Genomic DNA, 20258 nt, shown 5'->3' on the forward strand with positions numbered 1-20258 from the left:
AATAGAGCAGGATAATAATTAGCTAGCAAAACTGAACAAAAAGTTAACTGGCAGGAAGCTGACTGACAGGATAATTATCTAAGACGTAAGGTAAAAAAGGAATGAAAGAAGCAAATCAAAGTGATCTTTAAGTCAATATGATCTTTAAATCGATATGATCTTTAAATCGATATGATCTTTAAATCAACATAAGCTTTGCTTCTATTCCGGGTTTCTATTTCAGATTTATAATGGAATCAATACTTTGTCAATTCCATGTATTACTCCATTAGCTGCAAAGATATCAGGCTCTATTACAGCTGCATCTCCTACTATTATTGTTCCGTCAGTTGTAGCATTCACAGCCAGCTTTTTGGTCTCCAGGGAAGCCAGTGAATTAATGTTTTTAAGATCTGCGGCCCTGTATTCTCCACTGATTACATAATAGGTCAGCACACGGTTCAGTCTCTCTTTATCATTACGAAGGTCATCAAGCCTGCCTTATGGAAGGCTCTCAAAGGCTATGTCAGTAGGAGCGAAAACAGTATAAGTTCCTCCTTTATTAAGAGTGTCTTCAAGTCCTGCATCCCTTGCAAGTGAAGCAAAGGTAGTATATTCTGTCCCTTCTGCAATCTGAACAATTGTCTGATTGTTATCCAAAGATTGGTTTGCAGAAGAAGTTTCATTGCCCTGGCCCGAGTTTTCTTCATCCAGCATTCCCTGGCTCGAGTTCTCTTCACCCGGGATTATGACTTCTTTACCTTCATCCGGGGAAGTTTCTTCCTGACCAGACAGTGACCCTTCTCCAGTGTTTCCACCTGCCGATTTTGTAACTTGTTCTGTTACGCTAGGGGTAGCACCTTCTACGGAAGTTACCTTTTCTTCACTCTCTATCTCATTTTCCTGAGCATTTTCCGCACAGCCGGAAATAAATACTATTGCTAAAAGTAAAACTACAAGAATTCCAGATTTCCTAATATCTTTTCCCCCCAAATATATATTCAAAAGATCTACTTTATAATTAAATTTTCATTTTATAATACATGTTCTTTTGATATAATCTTATCTATATTTGCAGAAAAATTATGTTAAAAAGACAGCAAGGACACTGAAAAGTAAATTCTCATTTACGTTGGTGCCCAACGAGTTGGAGATCTATATTTAAATATAATTTTGTTAGCTTGGATTTTGAGACAGCCTCTAAACCTGGTTAAACCTGGTTATTTTTCTAACCATAATTAATGATAAAGTTTTAAAACAGTTTTAAAACTTTATTAAAACTTTATTGATTTAATGGCAAAGTTGGTTTTTGGATTGGCTCATTATTGAAGAATACTAATTTATCTATTTTGTATATGTACTATAGTGTACAGATTATGGCAATTAGGTATTATAATATCAAGCCATGGGGAAGGTCTCTCAAAGAATATGTCAGAATGTTTAACTTAACACCTGACGATCTCGAGCGAAAGATCCTGGGCTGTGGAGACGGATCTGCAAGCTTCAATGCAGAGCTTACAGAGCAAGGTGGAAATATCACATCGGTTGACCCTGTCTACATTTTCAGTGCTGATCAGATTAGACAGAGAATTGATGAAACCTATAATGACATTATTGATCAGACCCAGAAAAACCAGGATAAATTTATCTGGCAAGAAATTGGCTCAATTGAAGAACTTGGAAGAATAAGGATGTCAGCTATGGAGAAATTTCTGAAAGATTTTGCAGGAGGCGTGATGCAAAATAGATATATGCCTGGTGAACTTCCCTTTCTGCCTTTTAGTGATAAAGAGTTTGATCTGGCACTGTGCTCGCATTTGTTATTTCTCTATACAGAGAACCTGTCACTGGAGTTTCATTTGAAATCGATAGAGGAATTATGCAGGGTTTCAAATGAGGTCAGAATATTTCCGTTGCTGGACGCAAACGCCGACCGATCACCATATGCCGAGCCTATAATTGATTATTTAAGGGCAAGAAATCGAAATGTAAAAGAAATAAAGGTAGCATATGAATTTCAAAAGGGTGGAAATACAATGTTAAGAATTTGTTGAAACGTTATGAGATGACAGATTTTGAGTTAATATCGGAGTAGAAATCAAGATTTAAAAAATATTCTTAAACTTGATTTTTTGAATATTTCTACTTTGAGATTCTCTATTATTATTATTATTATTATTATTATTATTATTATTATTATTATTATTATTATTATTGAGCTTTAATATTTTCCCTTTTTTGCTTAAAAGCCCAAGTTAACCTTTTTCCATGAAGGTTATTAAAATACACAAATCCAACATTAGATACACAATTCTGACGCTTAAATATATAAATTTATACTGCAACCATCTTGATGTGATATCATGGTAAAATTAAGCGAAGAGATGAAAACTGCTTTTTCGAAGGTAAAGATCTTTCCCGTAGCTACGGCCTCAAAAGAAGGAATTCCGAATGTGGTACCTATAGGGTTCTGCCAGCTTGTAGATGATGAAACAATCTGGATATCAGATAACTTCATGTCCAAATCCCTGGCAAACCTGAAGGAAAATCCAAATGTGGCAATATATGTTTGGGGACCAGACACCGGTGGCTGCTTCCAGATAAAAGGTAAAACTGAAATTATCAGTTCCGGAGAAAAATTTGAAAAAATGAAAGCAAACGTGAATGCGGCAAAACCCGGACTTCCTGCAAAGAACCTTATCGAAGTAAAGATTAGCGACGTATTCCAGTGCGCTCCCGGCCCTGACGCAGGAAAGAAGTTACTCTAATCAAATTAAACCATATCTTATCAGCATAATATCTGGATAAGCACCCATAAGTACCCGGATAAGAAGAATAAACTATGGCTGGGAAGTGTCAAAATGGTTGAAAATGAGGATAACGCCCCTGTTTTTTGTGAAAAGTACTGTATAGTCTGCAAGGGTGCAAGAGAAGGAAATAAAATTTGCAAGGCTATCCAGAATATTGAGTTGAAAATCTTCGGGAAAAACGGCTGCATCTGGGGAGCTGCAAGGACAAAATATTACGGAGTCACTCCTGATAAAAAACTCCCTGTGAATTCAAAAAAAAATAAACAAAAACAGAACGGTAGAAGTAAATAAGGAACAGAGAATAAGATCCAGTATTATAAAGAGATATGGTGCACTTAATCTCTGATAGTAACAAATTAAGAGAATAAGTACCTGAAAATCAAGTAAAAGTAACTGAATAGAATTGAGACAGGTATCTATTATTTCCTGTTCCTATTTACTCTCTTTCGTTTTTTTCGAGAACTTCTGTTATTAACAATGCTTTTTATCTGTAAATAGTGGTAAATTTTCTATAATTGTTTTATAGGCAAATTTGTTAATACCTGGATTTTAACATACAAAATTATCTGGAGATAAAGATCTACGGGAAAAGATCTCAAACATAAAATTACATGAAAGAATCCCGGAAACAAAGATTTACCAGAAAGAATCCCAATAATAAAAACTTACCAGAAAGAATCCCAATAATAAAAACTTACCAGAAATAATCCCAATAATAAAAATTTACCAGAAATAATCCCAATAATAAAAATTCATCAGAAAGAATCCCGAAAATAAAAATTCATCAGAAAGAATCCCGAAAATAAAAATTCATCAGAAAGAATCCCGAAAATAAAAAATTACCAGAAAGGATTCCAGAAAAAGTTACAAGGAAGGATATCCGAATTATGTCTGTACTGGGCATTATTGCCTGCGGGATGCTCGAAGACGAGCTTGTACATGTATTATCAAAAGACCGTGAGTTACAGCAGCTAATCATTGTGGAAAACAGGGAAAGCTCAGTTTTCCTCCGTAAGCTCAGGTTGAGAAATTGCAACCCAAGAACAGCTTTTCTGGACCGGATCCCGATGCTCCTGAAAGGCTATTCCAGCTCTGGTTTTAGAGTTCCTGCAAGGCTTATTTCAAGCTTTCCTATCCTCAAAAAGTTTTGCAGAAAAAGGAAACACAGTGAAGAGGTAAGTGTTGTCGTAAACCTGTTAAGCTTGGGCCTACATGCCGATCTTGAGATTTTAAAGGCTGAAGTTTACAGAAATATCCGTGAGATGGTGTCTTTTTCAGATAGAATCCTGGTTTTTTATGGGATCTGCGGGCATGCACTTGGAAAACTGGAAGAAGATTTAGCTGATCTCGAATGCCCGCTTTTCTTCCTGAAAGACCAAAACGGAGAAACCATAGAGGACTGCATCAGTCTGGCACTTGGAGGAAACGAAGCTTATGCAAGGGCCATGGCCAAATTCCAGGGTATGGGAACGATCTACCTGACCCCAATGTGGGCTTCTAGCTGGAAGAAGCTGGAAAATGAAACAGGGAACCGGGACTTCAACAAGCATTATCTGAAAAATCCACTCTACTGCCTGGCTGCAAAAATAGATAGCGGACTTGCAGACAATCCGGAGTTTCATGCAAATGTTAAAGAGTTTGCCTTCACCTTTGATATGAAAGTTGTGAATCTCAGAGGAAGTCTGGAAATTACCGAACAGTCTTACATGAATGCCCGAAACGGCGCAACTGAAAAACAATAAAGAAGCTGGTTTAAGCTTTCATTGGAAACCTATTCATTTTTACGGAAAGTAAAGCTACAGAAAACCTTCTTCAGGAAAAACAAATTGCAGAAGCCGCAAACCGTACCAAGAGCGAATTTCTGGTGAATATGAAGGGAGATATGGTAGAAATAACTGTCACAGATACAGGAATTGGGATTAAACCTGAGGACCAGGGTAAACTTTTCAAGCCTTTCAGCCAGGTTGATTCCTTTTTGTCCAAGCAATATCAAGGAACCGGGCTGGGGCAATTCGCTGGTTAAGCAGTTGTACAGTTACACGGCGGATATGTATGGTTCAGGAGCAAAACTGAAGAGGAAGGCATCTTTGCTTTCGTGATTCCGATAAAAGGTAATGAAGTCGAAGATGGAACTACCAGGTGATATTTTTTCACCACAACCGAAAATACATGTTAATTTGCTAATCAGCATCATATTTAATTTTTTAATTAACATTGCACATAATTTGTCAATCAACATATGGAATTGTTTAAATAATTACTATAAGAATTTGTAGTTACTATAATTCATTGTTGAATTACTTCCTTGGTTTGTCTACGCATCTCACAGCATATCTTAGGAATCTAAAAAATGAAAACATTTCCCGTTGTCATCTTATCTATCATTCTATTTATGTTACTGTCACCCATAGCTGGAGCAGCAAACCAAACTGATATTAACCAGGAGCTTCAGCAGGGAGGTATAATTCACCTTCCTGCTGGGAATTATACTTTGACAGACTCAATAATTCTTCAATCGAACACTATTCTGGAAGGTGAACCCGGAACTGTAATTACAATTCCGGATCACGCCGGATGGCCTGCATGGAAACCTTTAATCTCAGGAAATGGTGTTCAAAATGTCACAATTCAAAATGTAGAAATTAATGCAAACAGTAACGGAAATTCCGAAACTCCGCATGGCGCAGGATATTATAACTGCATCTATATGATCGATTGTGATAATGTACAGGTGTATAACTGCACTTTTCACGATGGTCTGGGAGATGGCCTGAGAATTAAAAGAAGTAAAAACATCGAATTTTATAATAATCTTGTTTACAGACTCGGACATGAAGGTTTCTTTGGCATTGAGAGTCAGTACATTGAATGCTTCAATAATCGAATAACTACAAGAACAAACAGTGGTCTCAGGATCTGGAACTCTGCAAATGTCAGATTCCATGACAATGTTATAGATGCACAATTGGATGCTGGCGGTGGTGATCCTGGCATCCAGATCGAAGATTCCAAAGGCACTGTAAGTAATGTAGAAATCTATAATAATGTCCTTAATAGAACATGGGGAAAAGGTGTCTGGTTAGTTGCCTATGATGCAGGAGTCTCAAACACTCAGAAGGTTCTGATCCATCACAATTTGTTCTATGAAATAGGACAGAGTTATAATATTCCATCTACAGGAGGCATAGTCAATGATGGATTCCAGGGCACTCAGATTTATAACAATGTTTTTGATGGGGTAAAAAATAACGCCTTTAGAAATCAAGCTGGAGGGCAAGGTACACTAATAAAAGACAATATTTTTACAACTACAGTTCAACATACTGCAATTTATCAGACGGGAACAGGATACGCGATCGCTGATCTTGTAGGAGCAAACCTTTCTGTAACTAATAATACTTTTTACAATAACGAAAAGGGGGATGCATATCAAACGAGTTTTTCTAATGTCGATTTTAGAGATCCTGAAACTCATCAGACTTCTTCCGGTTGGACCTGGACAGGCTCAACATGGACATGTAAGTTTGTAAAACCAATGGAATTGGGCTCTATTCCACTTACTACAACCATCAGGTTACGACTAATGTCAATAATATACAGAGTATATTATATTACAAATTATTTTTAAATTTTTTAAACTAAGCGTAATATAAAGTTGTGATGTTACAATATTTTTTGTACCACAACTGTTTTAACCACAACCATTTTAACTACAACCGTTTAAACCGCAACCGTTTTAACTTCAAATTAATATTTTTTGCATTTGATGGAGAATCGATTGTTAGATGACTAATCGATTGTTAGATGACTAATCGATTGTTAGATGAATATTACTTTAGGTATGATCTGATTGAAATTGAGAATATTTCCTGGGAAGGGTTGTATCCTTTTTCTTTATGTTCAAATTTTTTGTCATATTCTTCTGCATCAATTTCATTAATTTCCAATACTGGACTATATTTATACTTCCAGTTATGCCCTTTAACAGCTCCTTCTTTTAATTCCAAAGCGAGCATGCCGTAAGGGTATTCACCATTCAGATCACTAATATTGAAATCTTTGCTGCTTTTAAAGCCGTGCTTGCAATAGTTATGGGGATCGCCGAATATAACAATTATATTTATTCCATCGTTTTTAGCAATATCAATTGTGTGGTGAATTAATGCACTGCCTACACCTTTCCGCTGATATTTTGGTAATACACTTATGGGGCCAAAACTCGCAATTTCCATCTTAATTCCATCTTCCGAATACAACCAGGCTTTGGTGTACATAATGTTGCCAATTATTTCACCATTATATTCTGCAACAAAATCAAGTTTCTTAATAAAATCAGGATGATCTCTCATAATATGTACTAAATAATGTTCATTACAGCCAGGTACATAGAGATTCCAAAATGCTTCTCTCGTTAAGTTTTCTACTTGATTGAAGTCCTCTACTTTTTCATTGCGAATTGTAATATCCATGATAAATTCCTTTTTATTGTTTTATTTGGTTATGTGAGTAGTATTAATTACAGCAATTCAATGATATTAAATATCAGTATATTGGGCTTTATATCGTTTTAAGGCAATGGTTTTTGCCTAAACTTACGGTATTTTTCCTTTTATCTCAATCAATAATTCTCAATTATAACTCTACTTAAGCGAAAATAATGTAGTTTTACGAAAACAACTGTGTACTACATAATATAGAAACTTTGCAGCTGCACAGGATTACCAGATCACATAGATTAGTGAAGTTACGCAGAAACAGGCTGTTCATATCCAGAGCTTAATATAGGAAAACAGTAAAAAGTCATTGAGAAAAAACCTGGTGACATTTTTGGTAACAGTTTCCATAGGACTTACACAGTAGAATTGGGAAATAAGTATAATTTAATATACAACTGTATAAAACAGAACATTAGATTACGACGGCTATTATGATTTAAACTGAATAAAGTTTTCTCTATACCATTTATGGTCATCTGTCTCTTCAAAAAGTTCAGGGCGATTCTTTCTTAGTGTTTCGAGTTCATGATTCAAGTTTTTTGCTCCATAAAGCGATTTTATGTTAGAAAGTTGGTCGATGGTTAAGTTATGTTTATTGAAAAGCTCAGGGAATAATGAATCATCGATATTATCCTCTTCAAAGTCAACCTCTGTAAAATCAGCTCCTTCAAGGTTAGCCCCTTTAAAGTTAGCTCCTTTAATATTAGCCCCATTAAGGTTAGTTCCTGTTAGATCTGCTCCACAAAGGTAAGCTCTTTCAAGGTTAGCTCCTTCAGAGGCTCTCAAATTAGAATTTTGACTTAAAAACTTATTCTTTTTTCCACTAACTCTGATAGCACTTGTCTCTGTTTGGTAGTGGCAACTTAAAACAATACCTTCTATGCCTTTCTCATGTCAAAAAACAGTATGTTATACAAAGGAGTCCTCTTTGAGGACTCCTTCGATAATTATTTGAGCAGAGAAAGTACTTCAATTTGCCAATTCCTGTACTTTCTTTGCATTGACGATATTGCAAAGCACGTCGAACGTACTTTTTACACCAACAAAAGTTGGCACTTTAAGTACAGTGTTTCTTCTATGATAAAACTGTTTGTTGTGAAGTGTTTCAGGCAACTCTCATATGATAAAACCATTTCTTCCTTAACAGAAGAAGAAGCTATCCTGCTTTCTTTTTATGATGAAAATGGCCAGATTAAACTTCCTTCAGGTGGAACCCTTCATCATTTTATGAAGTATAGACTTGGAGAAAAAGGAGTCAATGAGATAATGATGCTTATAGGTGAGAAAATTCTCAAACTTTCTCAGGAAAAGGAAGCAAAAATTGATTCCACTCCACTTGAAGCTTCAAGATACGACAAACATGCTGATTATAATCCTCATTATGAATGCAAAATGGATAAGGCACATATTACAATGGTTGGAACTTATCCAATTTTCATGACTCATACAAAAGGACTTTCTGGTGACTCTCCAGAACTTATCGACCATATTGAGGCTCTAAAGAACATGAACGCTAATCTGGAATTTTATTCTGCTGACGGAGGTTATGATTCATTCCTCAATCATTCTGATATTTGGTATAATCTGAACGCAAAACCGATTATTTCCTACGCTTCAAATGCAGTAATCAATCAAGAAGGTGAAGAGGAACGAATCGATCACTGGGTGAATAAAAAGTGGAAACTCGGTGGAGATATTCATGCACCAATGGAAAACAAACTCAGATTTCTATATGAAATTGGAAGGAAAGAACAGGTAGGAATGTACCTAAGAAACCAAAATATCAGAGATGAGACTTTTGATGATCAGTATAAAAAGAGAGCTGAATGTGAAAAGATACATGGACATATTAAAGGTACAGTAAAGTTCGATATCAGAAGAGTGAGAAATCAGAGTAGAAAACTCTACTCTCTATTGAGTTTCATAGCATATCAACTACTGGTGTTGACAGAAATGCAAAATAAAGTTGAGGATAAGAATTCGTTTGGGAGATACTTTTAAAAAAGTGAGTATCAAATTAGATTTGAGATTTTAAAAGCTAATTTGAGATTCTCCTTCAAGGTTAGCTCCTTCAAAGTGAGCTTTTTTAAGGTTAGCTTCACAAAGATAAGCTTTTTTAAGGTTAGCCCCTTCAAGGTGAGCCTCTTCAAAGTTAGCCTCTTTGATAATACTATTACCACTGAAGCAAATCTCTGTAAAATCGGCTCCTTTAAGGTTAGCTCCCTGAAGGTTAGCTCCTTTAAAGTTAGCTCCTTCAAGGTTAGCTCTTTCAAGGTTAGCTCCTTCAAGTTTAGCTTCTATTAAATTCGCTCCATAAAGGTCAGCTCCTTTAAGATGAGCTTTCCTAAGGTCAGCCCCTTCAAGATGAGCTTTCCTAAGGTTAGCCCCTTCAAGATGAGCCTTCTCAAGGTCAACATCTTGAAGACAAGCACCTTGCAAATTTAGACGATTGACCTCTCCACAATTAAAATACTTTTTGCATCTTTCAAGAATCATAAGAACTGCTGGAAAACGACTCTTTTGCAAATTTGCAAGGTATGTCTCCCCACCATTAAAAGATTTTTTGCGCCTTCCAAGAACCGTAAGAACTGCTTGAATATCTAAAGGCACTTTCTTTGTTTCTAGGACTTCTTTTGTTGTGCTTTCGTTAGCTTGAATATCCATGGAGAGGTATGTAATTTTTTTATTTTCAAATATTTCAGCACTCGAATTCTTTCTAACGTAAGCTGTTAGAATTTCCATAATTGGCCAATAGTCACTTTCAGATTCATTTGCAATTCTTTCAAGGGCATATATCCCACCCAATTTTAATTCCAACTGATCCTTTCCTAGTTGTTCGATCGCGTTAGTAAAACGCTCAGTGACCTGACCATCCTTAAGCGTTAGAATTTTTTCGTAAGTAAAAAAAAGCCCAGCTATGACCACAAGGCTTCCAAGCGTCTGGATAATAGTTATACGATACTGGTTTTCTAAATTCGCTCTCTCTACTGTGTTGTTCATGCTGATATTGAGTTGATTAACTTGCCATTGTGGAAAATACCACCACATCAACAACCCAGCGGCGAGAAGAATTAAGCCAATTGTCTGATAACTTTTCTTCATTTATCTCAACGCGATTAATAATAAATTGAATAAAAATGGAAATAGTTCCAATATATTATAAATCTCTCGAAAAAATTGAAATTAATCAGGCTTCTCCTATGCAGGCTCTAGATAAAGCAAAAGCCATGTTCTCGTTTTTTACTCTGGATTTTTTGAAATCTTTTCCATTACGTGTTTTCCAACATACGTCAATACAATTAAGTATATACCAAAGAATTGGTCGGATTCTGGGAAAAATATCTGTGGAACTGACATCATAAGAACAAAGATTCCAAATGCAAGCCACTTAAATGCGTTCATTATTCCTGTTGACGGATCATTGGAATAAGCGCGCTTTATTTGATATTTTGTCCACATTCCGAGAAGGATAGACACCGTAAAGCAAAATGCAGCTAGAAACAATATTACTTTTATTAATGAACCGCTTTCGTATTCGTTAAAATTGATTGTTTGGATCGCGTATACTACGAACCATAATAATAATGCAGCGAACCCAATAATTTGGATCATTCTGTCTTTTATGAAACATGAAGATGGTTCGATTTTATTATAAGCTCGAAGATTTTCAGTACCCAATCAATCACCTTTCTTAACACTTAGCGATTTTAGCGATTAATCTTAGGTACGTCTTAATAAATTTATCTTTCTATTTTTAAACAAATTTTTACTGGAGCTCTTCTAAACTCAATTGTTCCATAACAATATGAATATCAGAGTTTTCACCGATTAATAGATGGTTAAATATCTAAAACACAGGAAAATAAGCCCAAAAGCGAAGTATTTCTAATCTGGATAAGGGATTATGGGAGCTTCTTATTAAAACACAGGGATTTAGAATAAGCCGTCTTTTACTCTTAAGTTCAGCCAGGATTTACTCCAGGTTTTTTGAAATCTTAGACAGCTTTTTCCGTTCTTACATGCAGATTCTTTCTTGTTAGTTTTCTATTTTTTTTAAAAGCTCCTTTGTGACATATTTTCCCGCATACAGTAATAAAATTAAGTACATCGCAAAGAGTTTGTCGGATTCTGGGAATGATATAAGTGGAAGTGATATCGTGAGAACAACAAGTCCTAATGTAAACCAGACAATTATATTAGTTATCCGATCTGACGGATCATTAGAATAAACGCGTTTTATTTTATAATATGTCCACGTCCCTAGAAGAATAGACACTGTAAAGGAAAACGCTGCTAGAAATAATATTGCTTTTATTAATGAACCATCGTCAATTAATGTGCCATTTTCATATTCGTTAAAATTGATTGCCCTGATCGCGTATACTACGAGCCATAATAGTAATGCAGAGAACTCGATAATTTGGATTATTCTATCTTTTATCGAAAATGAAGATGGTTCAATTTTATTATAAGTCCGAAGACTTTCAGTATCCAATCAATCACCTATCTCAAAACTTAGCGATTTTAGCGATTAACCTTAGGTACGTCTTCCTAAATTTATCTTTTGATTTTAACCAATTTTTACTGAAGATTTACTGAACTCGATTATTCCATAGACAATAGAAATCAAGGATTTTTATTGATTAGTAGAATTAGTTAAAGCAAAAAAGCATAAGGAATGCAGAAGCAAAACTAAAAGCATCTGGAAGACACGATTTTGCCATAAACAATTTTCAGATCTACTCTCCTCTGATAGATCTACTTTCCTCTGATTTATGTGCATAAGCCAATGCCTTACACAATTTTGATTCCCAGAATCCGCGCAAGTTCTATTGCTTGCTCTGCATTGACTATAGCCCCTCTTAGTTCCTTGCATGTATCGGATACTGTAATCCCATCAATAATACAATCCGTTAAATCGATGTCTTTGAGTAAGGTTTTAAAGAAATCCGCACCTGTGAAATTAACCACTTTCAGCTTTGGTTTCTTTAGCCGAATCTCAGATAAGAAGGCTTCCGTAAAATTGCAGTCATAAATGGTGCAGTTCTCCAGTACAGAACTTGAAAAATCTGCATATCGAAAAGAATCGTCCGTTAAAGAGGTTTCTTTCATGCAGCTCTTGCTGAAGTTACCGCCATCGCCCTTGCATTTTAACATTTTGGAGCCTTTCCAGTAGCTGTCCATAAATCTGCAATTCGCAAAATTACAGCTATCAAACACCGAATTGTAAAAGAGGGCTTTTGAAAAATCACAATTGTTGAACTGGCATTGTATTAACTGTACCGATTCAAATTCTATCCTTGCGATATCGACGTCCGAAAGCGTCTCGCCTTCAAAGAGCATATTTTCTATATAATTGTCATCAGATTTTGCGGCTATAATTTTGCTTTCCAACATATTTCCATCACTTTCCAACATGCTTCCATCTCCATATATTGATGTTTCCAAATGATTATACTAAATAGGACTTGTGTACCAGTAGGCTACATCTACTGTTTTGCTTTTCGACCTTTCTTCGTACTATACTTTTCTAAACCCAATTATTCTATATATTATAGAGTATAGAAGAAAAAACCCTAAATAATATTAACAAATTCAACTGGTAAAATAGTAGTTTCTGACGTCACATTTCAATTATTTATATAACACACAAATAAATAGAAATTTCATGGTTTCTCTATCGAAGTCACAATGTCAAAAATTAATATTTGAGAGATGGAGGAAACTCTCAGATGAGAGAAGAAGAAAAGATATTTTCGGGCAAAATGTTTGATCCACGCAAAAAAGAACTGAAAGACATCAAGCATAAGGCGCACACTGCATGTCAAAGATACAATGCAATGGACGAATATGATCCCGACCGTTTGCCAGTTATCGAGGAATTCATCGGCGGCATCGGCAAGAAATATTATTTTCAAGGACCTATCCAGTTCAATTACGGCTGTCACACCTTTATTGGAGAAAACTTTTTTGCAAATTTCAATCTTATGGTGATGGACGACGCACGTATTTATATTGGTGACAATGTATGCTTCGGGCCAAATGTTTCGTTAATGGCCACTTCTCATCCCCTGATCGCCCAGGAACGTATGGGAATAGATGAAAACGGAAACACAACAATGGCTGAATACGCCGAAGAAATCCATATCGGCAACAATGTGTGGATCGCATGTAATGTTGTTGTATTGGGCGGCGTACATATAGGAAACAATGTAGTACTCGGTGCCGGCAGCGTCGTAACAAAAGATATTCCGGATAACCATCTTGCTTTTGGCGACCCTTGCCGTCCGGTTCGTCCGATCACCGAAGCCGACAGTAAAAAGCATTTGATTTTAGAAGAAGATCTCAAGCATTTTGGATATAACATTAAATAATTAAGGTCAAATTAAGGTCAAATTAAGGTCAAATTAAGGTCAAATTAAGGTCAAATTAAGGTCAAATTAAGGTCAAATTAAGGTCAAATTAAGGTCAAATTAAGGTCAAATTAAGGTCAATATGTACCTGAATTTCAGAAAAACAGAAAAGAAAAGAGCATCAAACGAAAGCTCTCTTCTTTCAATATTCTTTTAACAAATTTTTACATTTTCTTTTTATAGAACCCGAAATAGATTCCACCAATGGCTGCTATCACGAAGAGAATTCCAAAAATATCGGAACCCGAAAATGAGAAACCGCTATTATCTGGCTCTTCTGCAGAATCTTTCTGCATCTCATAGCCTTCAACATAATCCGGGTCAGCAGATGATTTCGAGACCTCAGGTGCAGGTTCGGGAGAATCAACCCCATATCCTGCATCGCTCTCTACAACAGTCTGATTGCTGCTCTCCGTACTCCGAATTACAGGTGTCGAACTTCCTTTATTACCACCACTGCTGTGTTTTTCACCACTGTTGCTTTGTTCTTCAGTATCTTCTTGTTCAAGGGATTCCTGCGTAGCATTTTCTATTGCTTCGCTAAAACCTGGGACCGAGACCATGCCTGATACATAGCTGTTGAGAAGGGGATTTCCGCAGGTATGGTGGCAGCAGGTAACTCCATCTTCGACTACGGAGTCTTCATATTCCGTAGCAAGGCTTTCGAGTACCTCATCAGAGGCATCCCAGTTGCCTTTGCGTGCAGTCTCCAGCATTCTGGCTGTCATGGACTGGTAAGCATAAGGATTATTCTTCTTAATCCAGTCGCTAAGTTCCTGGTTCGCTACGTACGTCTTATACACCTGGTTCCACATGTCATCACTGATCAAATCCGGGTTCGTTGCTTCCCAGCCCCAGAGATTCTCAACGAAATCCGACATTTCCCTGGCTCCTGCATAACCGCTTCCCTGCATACCTTCAATCCACTTTGAATTGAAATATCTGGAGTAGGTTTCCCTTGTAAGAAACTTTTCCAGAGTTTCGGTTTTCTCGTCCCCGTTTGTCAGCATGTTCGTAATATATGAATCAGGGTACTCTCCTCCCGAAACGGAACTGATCGCAAGATTTAGCCCTCCAAGGTACTGGAAGAAATCGTCATTATCCAGAGTCCCGTAGAGGTTTGTACTCCGGCTGTGCACTGTAACTTCAACCCCTTCAAGGTTCTCTTTAAAAAGATCCTTCAGGTCTTCGCCCCACACGTCTTCTCCATAGGCATTACACATCTTGTTGATGTAAAGCTCTGCAAGAGCGTCGTTGCTTTCCCAAGTATCACTTGAAGAGATCGCATTTGGAAGGCCTGTACCGTAGGCGCCGTCCGAAGACCCAAAAATCCTGAGCAGGGCAAGGTCCAGAGCCTCACTATCATTAAGAGAACCTTCACTCGTCAAAGAAGATTTCAGAGCATCTGCATTTTCCCGGACATAGTTAGGAGAGTCTTCCTGGGCATAAGCTAGTTTTACGGCCTTGTCCAACAGGCGAACCTTGTCAGGGTACATGTCCCTGTAGAGTCCGGAGATCTGCATTACCACATCAATTCTTGGCCTTCCCAGTGTCTCCATTGGAATAGCCTCCACATCAACTACTCTGCCGCTGTTCCATACAGGCTTAACCCCGAGCAGGTAGAGGATCTCTGATTCCATAACCCCTTCATGCCTTGTGGTTTCCCCTGCCCAGAGTACATAAGCCACCTTTTTCGGATAGGTCCCATGCTCGGCAACATAAGCTTCAAGCATCTGGTCAGCCATCTCCTGCCCTAAATTCCAGGCAGCTTCTGTTGGCACTATCCGCTGGTCAAACGCATAGAAGTTTCTTCCAGACGGTAGAGTTTCCGGATTTCTAACAGGATCTCCTCCCAGGTTTCCAGGGATAAACTTGCCGTCCAGGGCATTGAGAACCTGATCGATTTCCTCTTCCCCAAGAGACAGGTTTGCAGCATAGTCTTCCGCATTGGAAAGGAAAGTACTGACGGTTTCATTGCTTTTTCCGAGCACCTGCTTCTGGGCGTTTGTGGAATTGACTCCCTGGTTAAGGACAAGGTCAAGCAAATAAAGCTGGGATCCTTCGGTTTTATTGAATTCATTAACCGAGTCGGCAAAGTCAGTTCCAAGCATTGAATTTACCATGCCAACAAGCTGCTCTCCTTTAGGGCTTGTACCCAGGATATGCAGCCCGTAAGGCATGGACTGGTTCTTATACTCGTCCAGAAGATCTTCAAGCCTATCCAGGAAAGTTGTATTAAAGTAAGTCTCATTATTTTCTGCTTCTGTCATGTTAAGTTCTTTATCCAGAGAAAGAGATTGGGTCAGGTTTAAGACTTCAGACCTGTGAGCCGCTTTAAGAGAGGCATCTGCCTCGGCCTGTTCATAATTCTGGATAGCTTCACTCAGGTTTGAATAATTTCCATAGCTTCCTGCTGAAAGAATCGGTGGAACAAGATGGTCGACTATGACTGCCCCTCCTCTGCGTTTTGCCTCATTGCCTTCCCCAAGCCCGTCCATAACATAAGGATAAATCACAGGCTTATCACCTATCATCAGGGAAGGCCAGTCGTACCGAGAAAGCCCGAACTCCTTTCCAGGAAGCCATTCCTGAGTCCCATGCCTGCCGAAGTGAACAAGGGCATCACTGTCGAATCCTCCTTCTTCCTCGGAATGCTGGAGCCAGAGATAGAAAGCAATGTACTGGTGGTGAGGAGGTAAATCCTTGTCATGATAGAGAGCCTCGTTATCATCAAGCCAGCCTCTTGAAGGTTGTGGAGCCAGAATTACGTTCTTCCCTACCTCGATTCTGGGAATCACGAGATATTTTCCAGTCTCGTTTTCCCAGACCATAATTTTTCCAGGTGCAGGGCCCCACTGGTCAATAACTTCCTGCTGTCTCTCTTCAGGTAGTTCCGAGAACCATTTTTCATAGGTACTTTCTGGGAGAAGAACGACTTTGCCGGTATCAACCATTTTCTGGAGTTCCCCAGGCGCCCAGGTCCCTATGTTTATACCCTGGGTAAGCATCAAATTCAGGAGTTCAGTTTCGTTTAAGGTCTGGTTTTTATTCACGGCATATCCGTCTTTAGCCATAGCGTCAAGAAGGTTGGACAAACTTGGAATGACATCGAGATAAGAAGCCCCTATGTTATCCTTCCCTCCTCCGTGATTATAATAGATTATAGCAACTTTTTTGTCCGACTCCGGAATTTCACTGAGGTTCACCCAGCTTTCCACACGGTCAACAAGCCAGTCTACCTGGTAATCTAAGGAAACCGAAGTTTCAGTCTCGGTTTCGGGATCTACTTCCGTTGCAGCCATTATTACCGGGTCAATAGCTCCCCAGAGTTCCTGCAAATCGAGCTTCATCATCTTATCCGAAGGAAGCGGTCTGCTGCTTGCCTCATACTCGGTCCTGTTCATGTAATTGTCAACAATGCCGTTGATTACAGGCACACCGAGCTCTTCGGCATCAAATTTGTTGCCAAAGTATGTAAATGAAATAATTGCATCCACAAGGACCTCATCCCCCTGCTTGAAAAAGTCGCCGGAGGAAAGATTATCAGATCCGTATGTGGCAATAACATTGTAGCCTTTTGCTTCTAGTTTTGAGATCAGGGCATCAATTGGCTCAATCTGGAATGGGAAATAGCTCTGGTACATGGTAATTGCAATTGTAGGCTTTGCAGGATCGTATACATGCCCTCCATCGCTTCGGTTTGAATACCAAGCAAGATAGGAATCCAGAGAATCGGTAAAGTAACCTGTCATGTTTGTGTGGTATATCGCCCTTTCTGGAAGCGTATGCGGCTCCTCATATAGCAGGTCAGATCTACCGCAGCAGTCACTGGCGATGCAGAATATAAGATTTTTCAAGTTTTTCTGATCGTAAGCCCCATTACTCCAGTAGTTGTTCAGTTTTTCCCTGTAGCTTTCAATCTGGTCTTCAGGAAGCGGGATGCTCTCATTCAGAAGGGTGTCATCATCAATAACCACACACCCATTAGCAATTGCACTGTCTACTGTCGGTGTGAGCTTCTGGGCTGTTGAAGGACTGAGCATGTTGATGTAGATTATGTCCATTGCGCTCAGGTCAACGTCATTTTCCATTACGTAGTCAGCCATAAAGCAGCTAAGAGTAAGGTTCAGGCTGCTGTTACTGTTGACCTCTTCCGCCAGGTTTTTTAGTGGAAGCTCGTGGCTCCTGTATCCGGTCACAATGGCAATGTTCAGATGCTGGCTGCTGCCGGAGTTACTCTGGACCTGGCTGGAGTTATCTTGAGTTTCACCGGAATTACTCTGAGCCTCACTTGAGTTATTCTGAGTCTCACTGGAATTACTCTGAGTCTCACTTGAGTTATCCTGAATCTGGCTGGAGTTATCCTGAGTTTCTGTTCCAGCTTCCTTTAACAAAAGAACGTTTGTGGAACCCAGAGGTATAGGGTCCGCATTCATCTGTTTCTGGCGGGTAAGTCCACTGATTTTGGCACTTCCAGACAAGCCAGCCTCACTGACAGACAGGTCAAGAAGGGCCTGAGACTCATCTTCATCGATATTCCTACTGGAGGTATCAAGAGTCACTATAAGGTCCGTTCCGTTTTGAACCTGAATTTGTTCATCGGCACGGCGCCATTTGTCCTCATTATAAAGAGCTATAAGTGTATAGTTTCCGTCTGGAACGTCGGAAAGCAGGTAGTTGCCTTCGGCATCACTGGTTGTACTGGCAACGAGTTCATACTGAAGATCTCCGCTTCCAGCCGCCGGAGAAATCGAAAACAACGTTAAAAGCATAAAAAATGCCAGTATTGAAACCTTAATTTTTTTGTTCAAAAGGCTCGTTTCGTTATTCAACTGTTCATTCATGATTCCTACTCCAGAAAATAATTTAATATACCGAGTTGTGAGGATATTATTCCTAATCTTGAGACTGCACGCTGATTTGAAGAAATACCTTACTGATTAACTTTCAAATTTTTTATTAGTAAGCATGAAAAAATAAATCAATAAGAACAAGAAATTGCATTATACACAAATAAATAAAGTAAACTTTACTTATCAATACAAAGAAAAACACCGTTTAACACCTGTTATTAAAGGGCATTTTAAATAACAATAGCCTCACAAATTCTCAAATGCTCACCTCAATATCGTAAACAATTACGTAATTTCAGCTCAATTTTAGTTTACTTGTATAAAAGACTAAGATTTTAGATAATAATCATTAGCCAAAAAGGTAATAATAACTAGAAAATAGACCAAAAATAACATCGAATGCTATTTATTGAATTGTGATAAATTTAATAGACGAATTGCAAATCAGATAAAAATATTTTAAAAAGTTAAACAAAGAAAGCATATTCTGTGAAAAAATTGAATTTTGTAGGATGTTACAGTAACGAGAAAATTAAATTTTGAAGAAAATTATAATTCCGTGAAGGAAAGAAGTAATTACTGAGTATAAAATTGTATTGTACCCATTATATATTAAAATTTTAACAGTGTGCAAAAATAAACATAAAAATAATTATAAAGATTTTATGGGAAATTCAAACTGATGGAAAAAATGATTACAAAATGCATTACTTTTGACTGTTGTATTTCTTTCCTTATGACAAATTTATGTAAGCAATATTAATAGAGAGAATTTTGTGGATAATTTTTCAATGTTACCTCTAAGGCTCAAACTTATTATCGATTTTGTTAGATTTATATCCAATTATTCAGATTACAATGTATAGATTCCAAAATAAATCCATTATTAATGTGAAATCCATTGATCCATAGATAGATTCAAAATTTCAGATTTGTGGACATAATTTGGAATCGGTGTGCTGAAAAATGGAAGTAATGGGTAAGCTAATTTAACTCATTATGACCATCTGCTAACTGAGGATACAAAGTTAAGCAGTATACCTCCCATAATACCTCTTTAATAACTGTTAGTTAAGCCCAGATGAAAAAATCAAATGCAGTCAGCACAGCCAGAGTTTATGTGGAAGATACTAAAAGATGTATCAACTGCATAAACCTATAAACTTCACCGAAAAAAGAGTTTCATAAATATTCCCTCAAAGTTCGAAAAAACGCAAAAACAGCTTGGAAGCAAATTCAGGGCTCATTCTAAGGAGTCCTAAATCTTCTCATTAATTTCACATTTTTCCCGGATAACAGTTAGCCTGCCACTTCAAGGAGTCCGAATTCCTTTCCCGAGTACACCTTTTATGGGATACGCAGGTTCCGCACAGGCTAACCTAACCCCTATGAAAACATAGGAGAAATTATATAACGAAATAGGAAAATATATCTTTTTCGTATGGATTTAAAGTTTTTTTGATAATGGTAGTGCATTGATTCCAAAGTATGTCCAAAATGACTTATTTGAAACCCACGGGAGACATGGAAGACACGGAAATAAGTAGTAAAGGCGTGGTTCTTCCGTGATTTCCGTGTTTTCCGTGGTTATAATATCCAGATCAAATCATTTTGCTACAGGTTGTGTTTTCCGTGTTACAGAATTCTATATGGCTTTAAAATAATACCTGCGTCATCAGCTGTAATTATTTTCTTATTATGTATTTA

At 37.7% G+C, this 20258-nt stretch carries 15 protein-coding genes and 1 pseudogene; 8 read left to right on the forward strand and 8 right to left on the reverse strand.

Annotation, left to right across the window (positions count from 1 at the left end; all coding sequences use genetic code 11):
- Positions 1–225: 225 nt before the first annotated feature.
- Positions 226–696 (reverse strand): annotated as a pseudogene (locus MSBRM_RS21245) (fasciclin domain-containing protein).
- A gap of 659 nt (positions 697–1355) precedes the next feature.
- Between MSBRM_RS21245 and MSBRM_RS08675 the strand changes: the two are divergent.
- The 6 genes from MSBRM_RS08675 (at position 1356) to MSBRM_RS08695 (ending at position 6417) form a co-directional block, all read left to right on the forward strand.
- Entirely contained in the window at positions 1356–2033 is a 678-nt protein-coding gene (locus tag MSBRM_RS08675; RefSeq protein WP_048155417.1) for a hypothetical protein, read from the forward strand.
- Between the two features lie 309 nt (positions 2034–2342).
- The gene (locus MSBRM_RS08680) at positions 2343–2747 is read left to right on the forward strand and encodes a pyridoxamine 5'-phosphate oxidase family protein (protein WP_048117780.1); all 405 of its coding nucleotides are present in this window, start codon (positions 2343–2345) and stop codon (positions 2745–2747) included.
- Positions 2748–2840: 93 nt separating this feature from the next.
- The gene (locus MSBRM_RS08685) at positions 2841–3080 is read left to right on the forward strand and encodes a hypothetical protein (RefSeq protein WP_048117774.1); all 240 of its coding nucleotides are present in this window, start codon (positions 2841–2843) and stop codon (positions 3078–3080) included.
- A 596-nt stretch (positions 3081–3676) separates the two neighbouring features.
- Positions 3677–4531 (forward strand): DUF1638 domain-containing protein, encoded by an 855-nt coding sequence (locus MSBRM_RS08690; protein WP_048155419.1) that lies wholly within the window; start codon positions 3677–3679, stop codon positions 4529–4531.
- A gap of 83 nt (positions 4532–4614) precedes the next feature.
- Positions 4615–4812 (forward strand): ATP-binding protein, encoded by a 198-nt coding sequence (locus MSBRM_RS20800; protein WP_329957119.1) that lies wholly within the window; start codon positions 4615–4617, stop codon positions 4810–4812.
- Positions 4813–5139: 327 nt separating this feature from the next.
- Positions 5140–6417, forward strand: a complete 1278-nt coding sequence (locus MSBRM_RS08695) for a right-handed parallel beta-helix repeat-containing protein (RefSeq protein WP_052712765.1) — start codon at positions 5140–5142, stop codon at positions 6415–6417.
- A gap of 202 nt (positions 6418–6619) precedes the next feature.
- Here the strand turns inward: MSBRM_RS08695 and MSBRM_RS08700 are convergent, their stop codons facing one another.
- Positions 6620–7258, reverse strand: a complete 639-nt coding sequence (locus MSBRM_RS08700; RefSeq protein WP_048117770.1) for a GNAT family N-acetyltransferase — start codon at positions 7256–7258, stop codon at positions 6620–6622.
- A gap of 456 nt (positions 7259–7714) precedes the next feature.
- Positions 7715–8071 (reverse strand): pentapeptide repeat-containing protein, encoded by a 357-nt coding sequence (locus MSBRM_RS18805; RefSeq protein ID WP_052712767.1) that lies wholly within the window; start codon positions 8069–8071, stop codon positions 7715–7717.
- 105 nt (positions 8072–8176) lie between these two features.
- Here MSBRM_RS18805 and MSBRM_RS08710 point away from each other — a divergent pair, with 105 nt between their 5' ends.
- Positions 8177–9286, forward strand: a complete 1110-nt coding sequence (locus tag MSBRM_RS08710; RefSeq protein ID WP_048155135.1) for a transposase — start codon at positions 8177–8179, stop codon at positions 9284–9286.
- 30 nt (positions 9287–9316) lie between these two features.
- Here the strand turns inward: MSBRM_RS08710 and MSBRM_RS08715 are convergent, their stop codons facing one another.
- The 4 genes from MSBRM_RS08715 to MSBRM_RS08730 all read right to left on the reverse strand — a co-directional run bounded on the left by MSBRM_RS08715 (position 9317) and on the right by MSBRM_RS08730 (position 12703).
- Positions 9317–10387 (reverse strand): pentapeptide repeat-containing protein, encoded by a 1071-nt coding sequence (locus MSBRM_RS08715; RefSeq protein ID WP_052712769.1) that lies wholly within the window; start codon positions 10385–10387, stop codon positions 9317–9319.
- A 138-nt stretch (positions 10388–10525) separates the two neighbouring features.
- Positions 10526–10963 (reverse strand): hypothetical protein, encoded by a 438-nt coding sequence (locus MSBRM_RS08720; RefSeq protein WP_048155421.1) that lies wholly within the window; start codon positions 10961–10963, stop codon positions 10526–10528.
- A gap of 358 nt (positions 10964–11321) precedes the next feature.
- The gene (locus MSBRM_RS08725) at positions 11322–11780 is read right to left on the reverse strand and encodes a hypothetical protein (protein WP_048117763.1); all 459 of its coding nucleotides are present in this window, start codon (positions 11778–11780) and stop codon (positions 11322–11324) included.
- Positions 11781–12079: 299 nt separating this feature from the next.
- On the reverse strand, positions 12080–12703 hold the full coding sequence (locus MSBRM_RS08730) for a pentapeptide repeat-containing protein (protein WP_230629177.1): 624 nt from the start codon (positions 12701–12703) through the stop codon (positions 12080–12082).
- Positions 12704–13017: 314 nt separating this feature from the next.
- Between MSBRM_RS08730 and MSBRM_RS08735 the strand changes: the two genes are divergently transcribed.
- Entirely contained in the window at positions 13018–13659 is a 642-nt protein-coding gene (locus tag MSBRM_RS08735) for a sugar O-acetyltransferase (RefSeq protein WP_048155422.1), read from the forward strand.
- A 203-nt stretch (positions 13660–13862) separates the two neighbouring features.
- On the opposite strand, the gene cobN is transcribed toward MSBRM_RS08735, so the two are convergent.
- Positions 13863–18542, reverse strand: coding sequence for a cobaltochelatase subunit CobN (gene cobN / locus MSBRM_RS08740; RefSeq protein WP_048155424.1), 4680 nt, complete (start codon positions 18540–18542; stop codon positions 13863–13865).
- Positions 18543–20258 lie beyond the last annotated feature (1716 nt).

It is taken from the genome of Methanosarcina barkeri MS (assembly GCF_000970025.1).
Classification (GTDB): Archaea; Halobacteriota; Methanosarcinia; order Methanosarcinales; family Methanosarcinaceae; genus Methanosarcina; species Methanosarcina barkeri.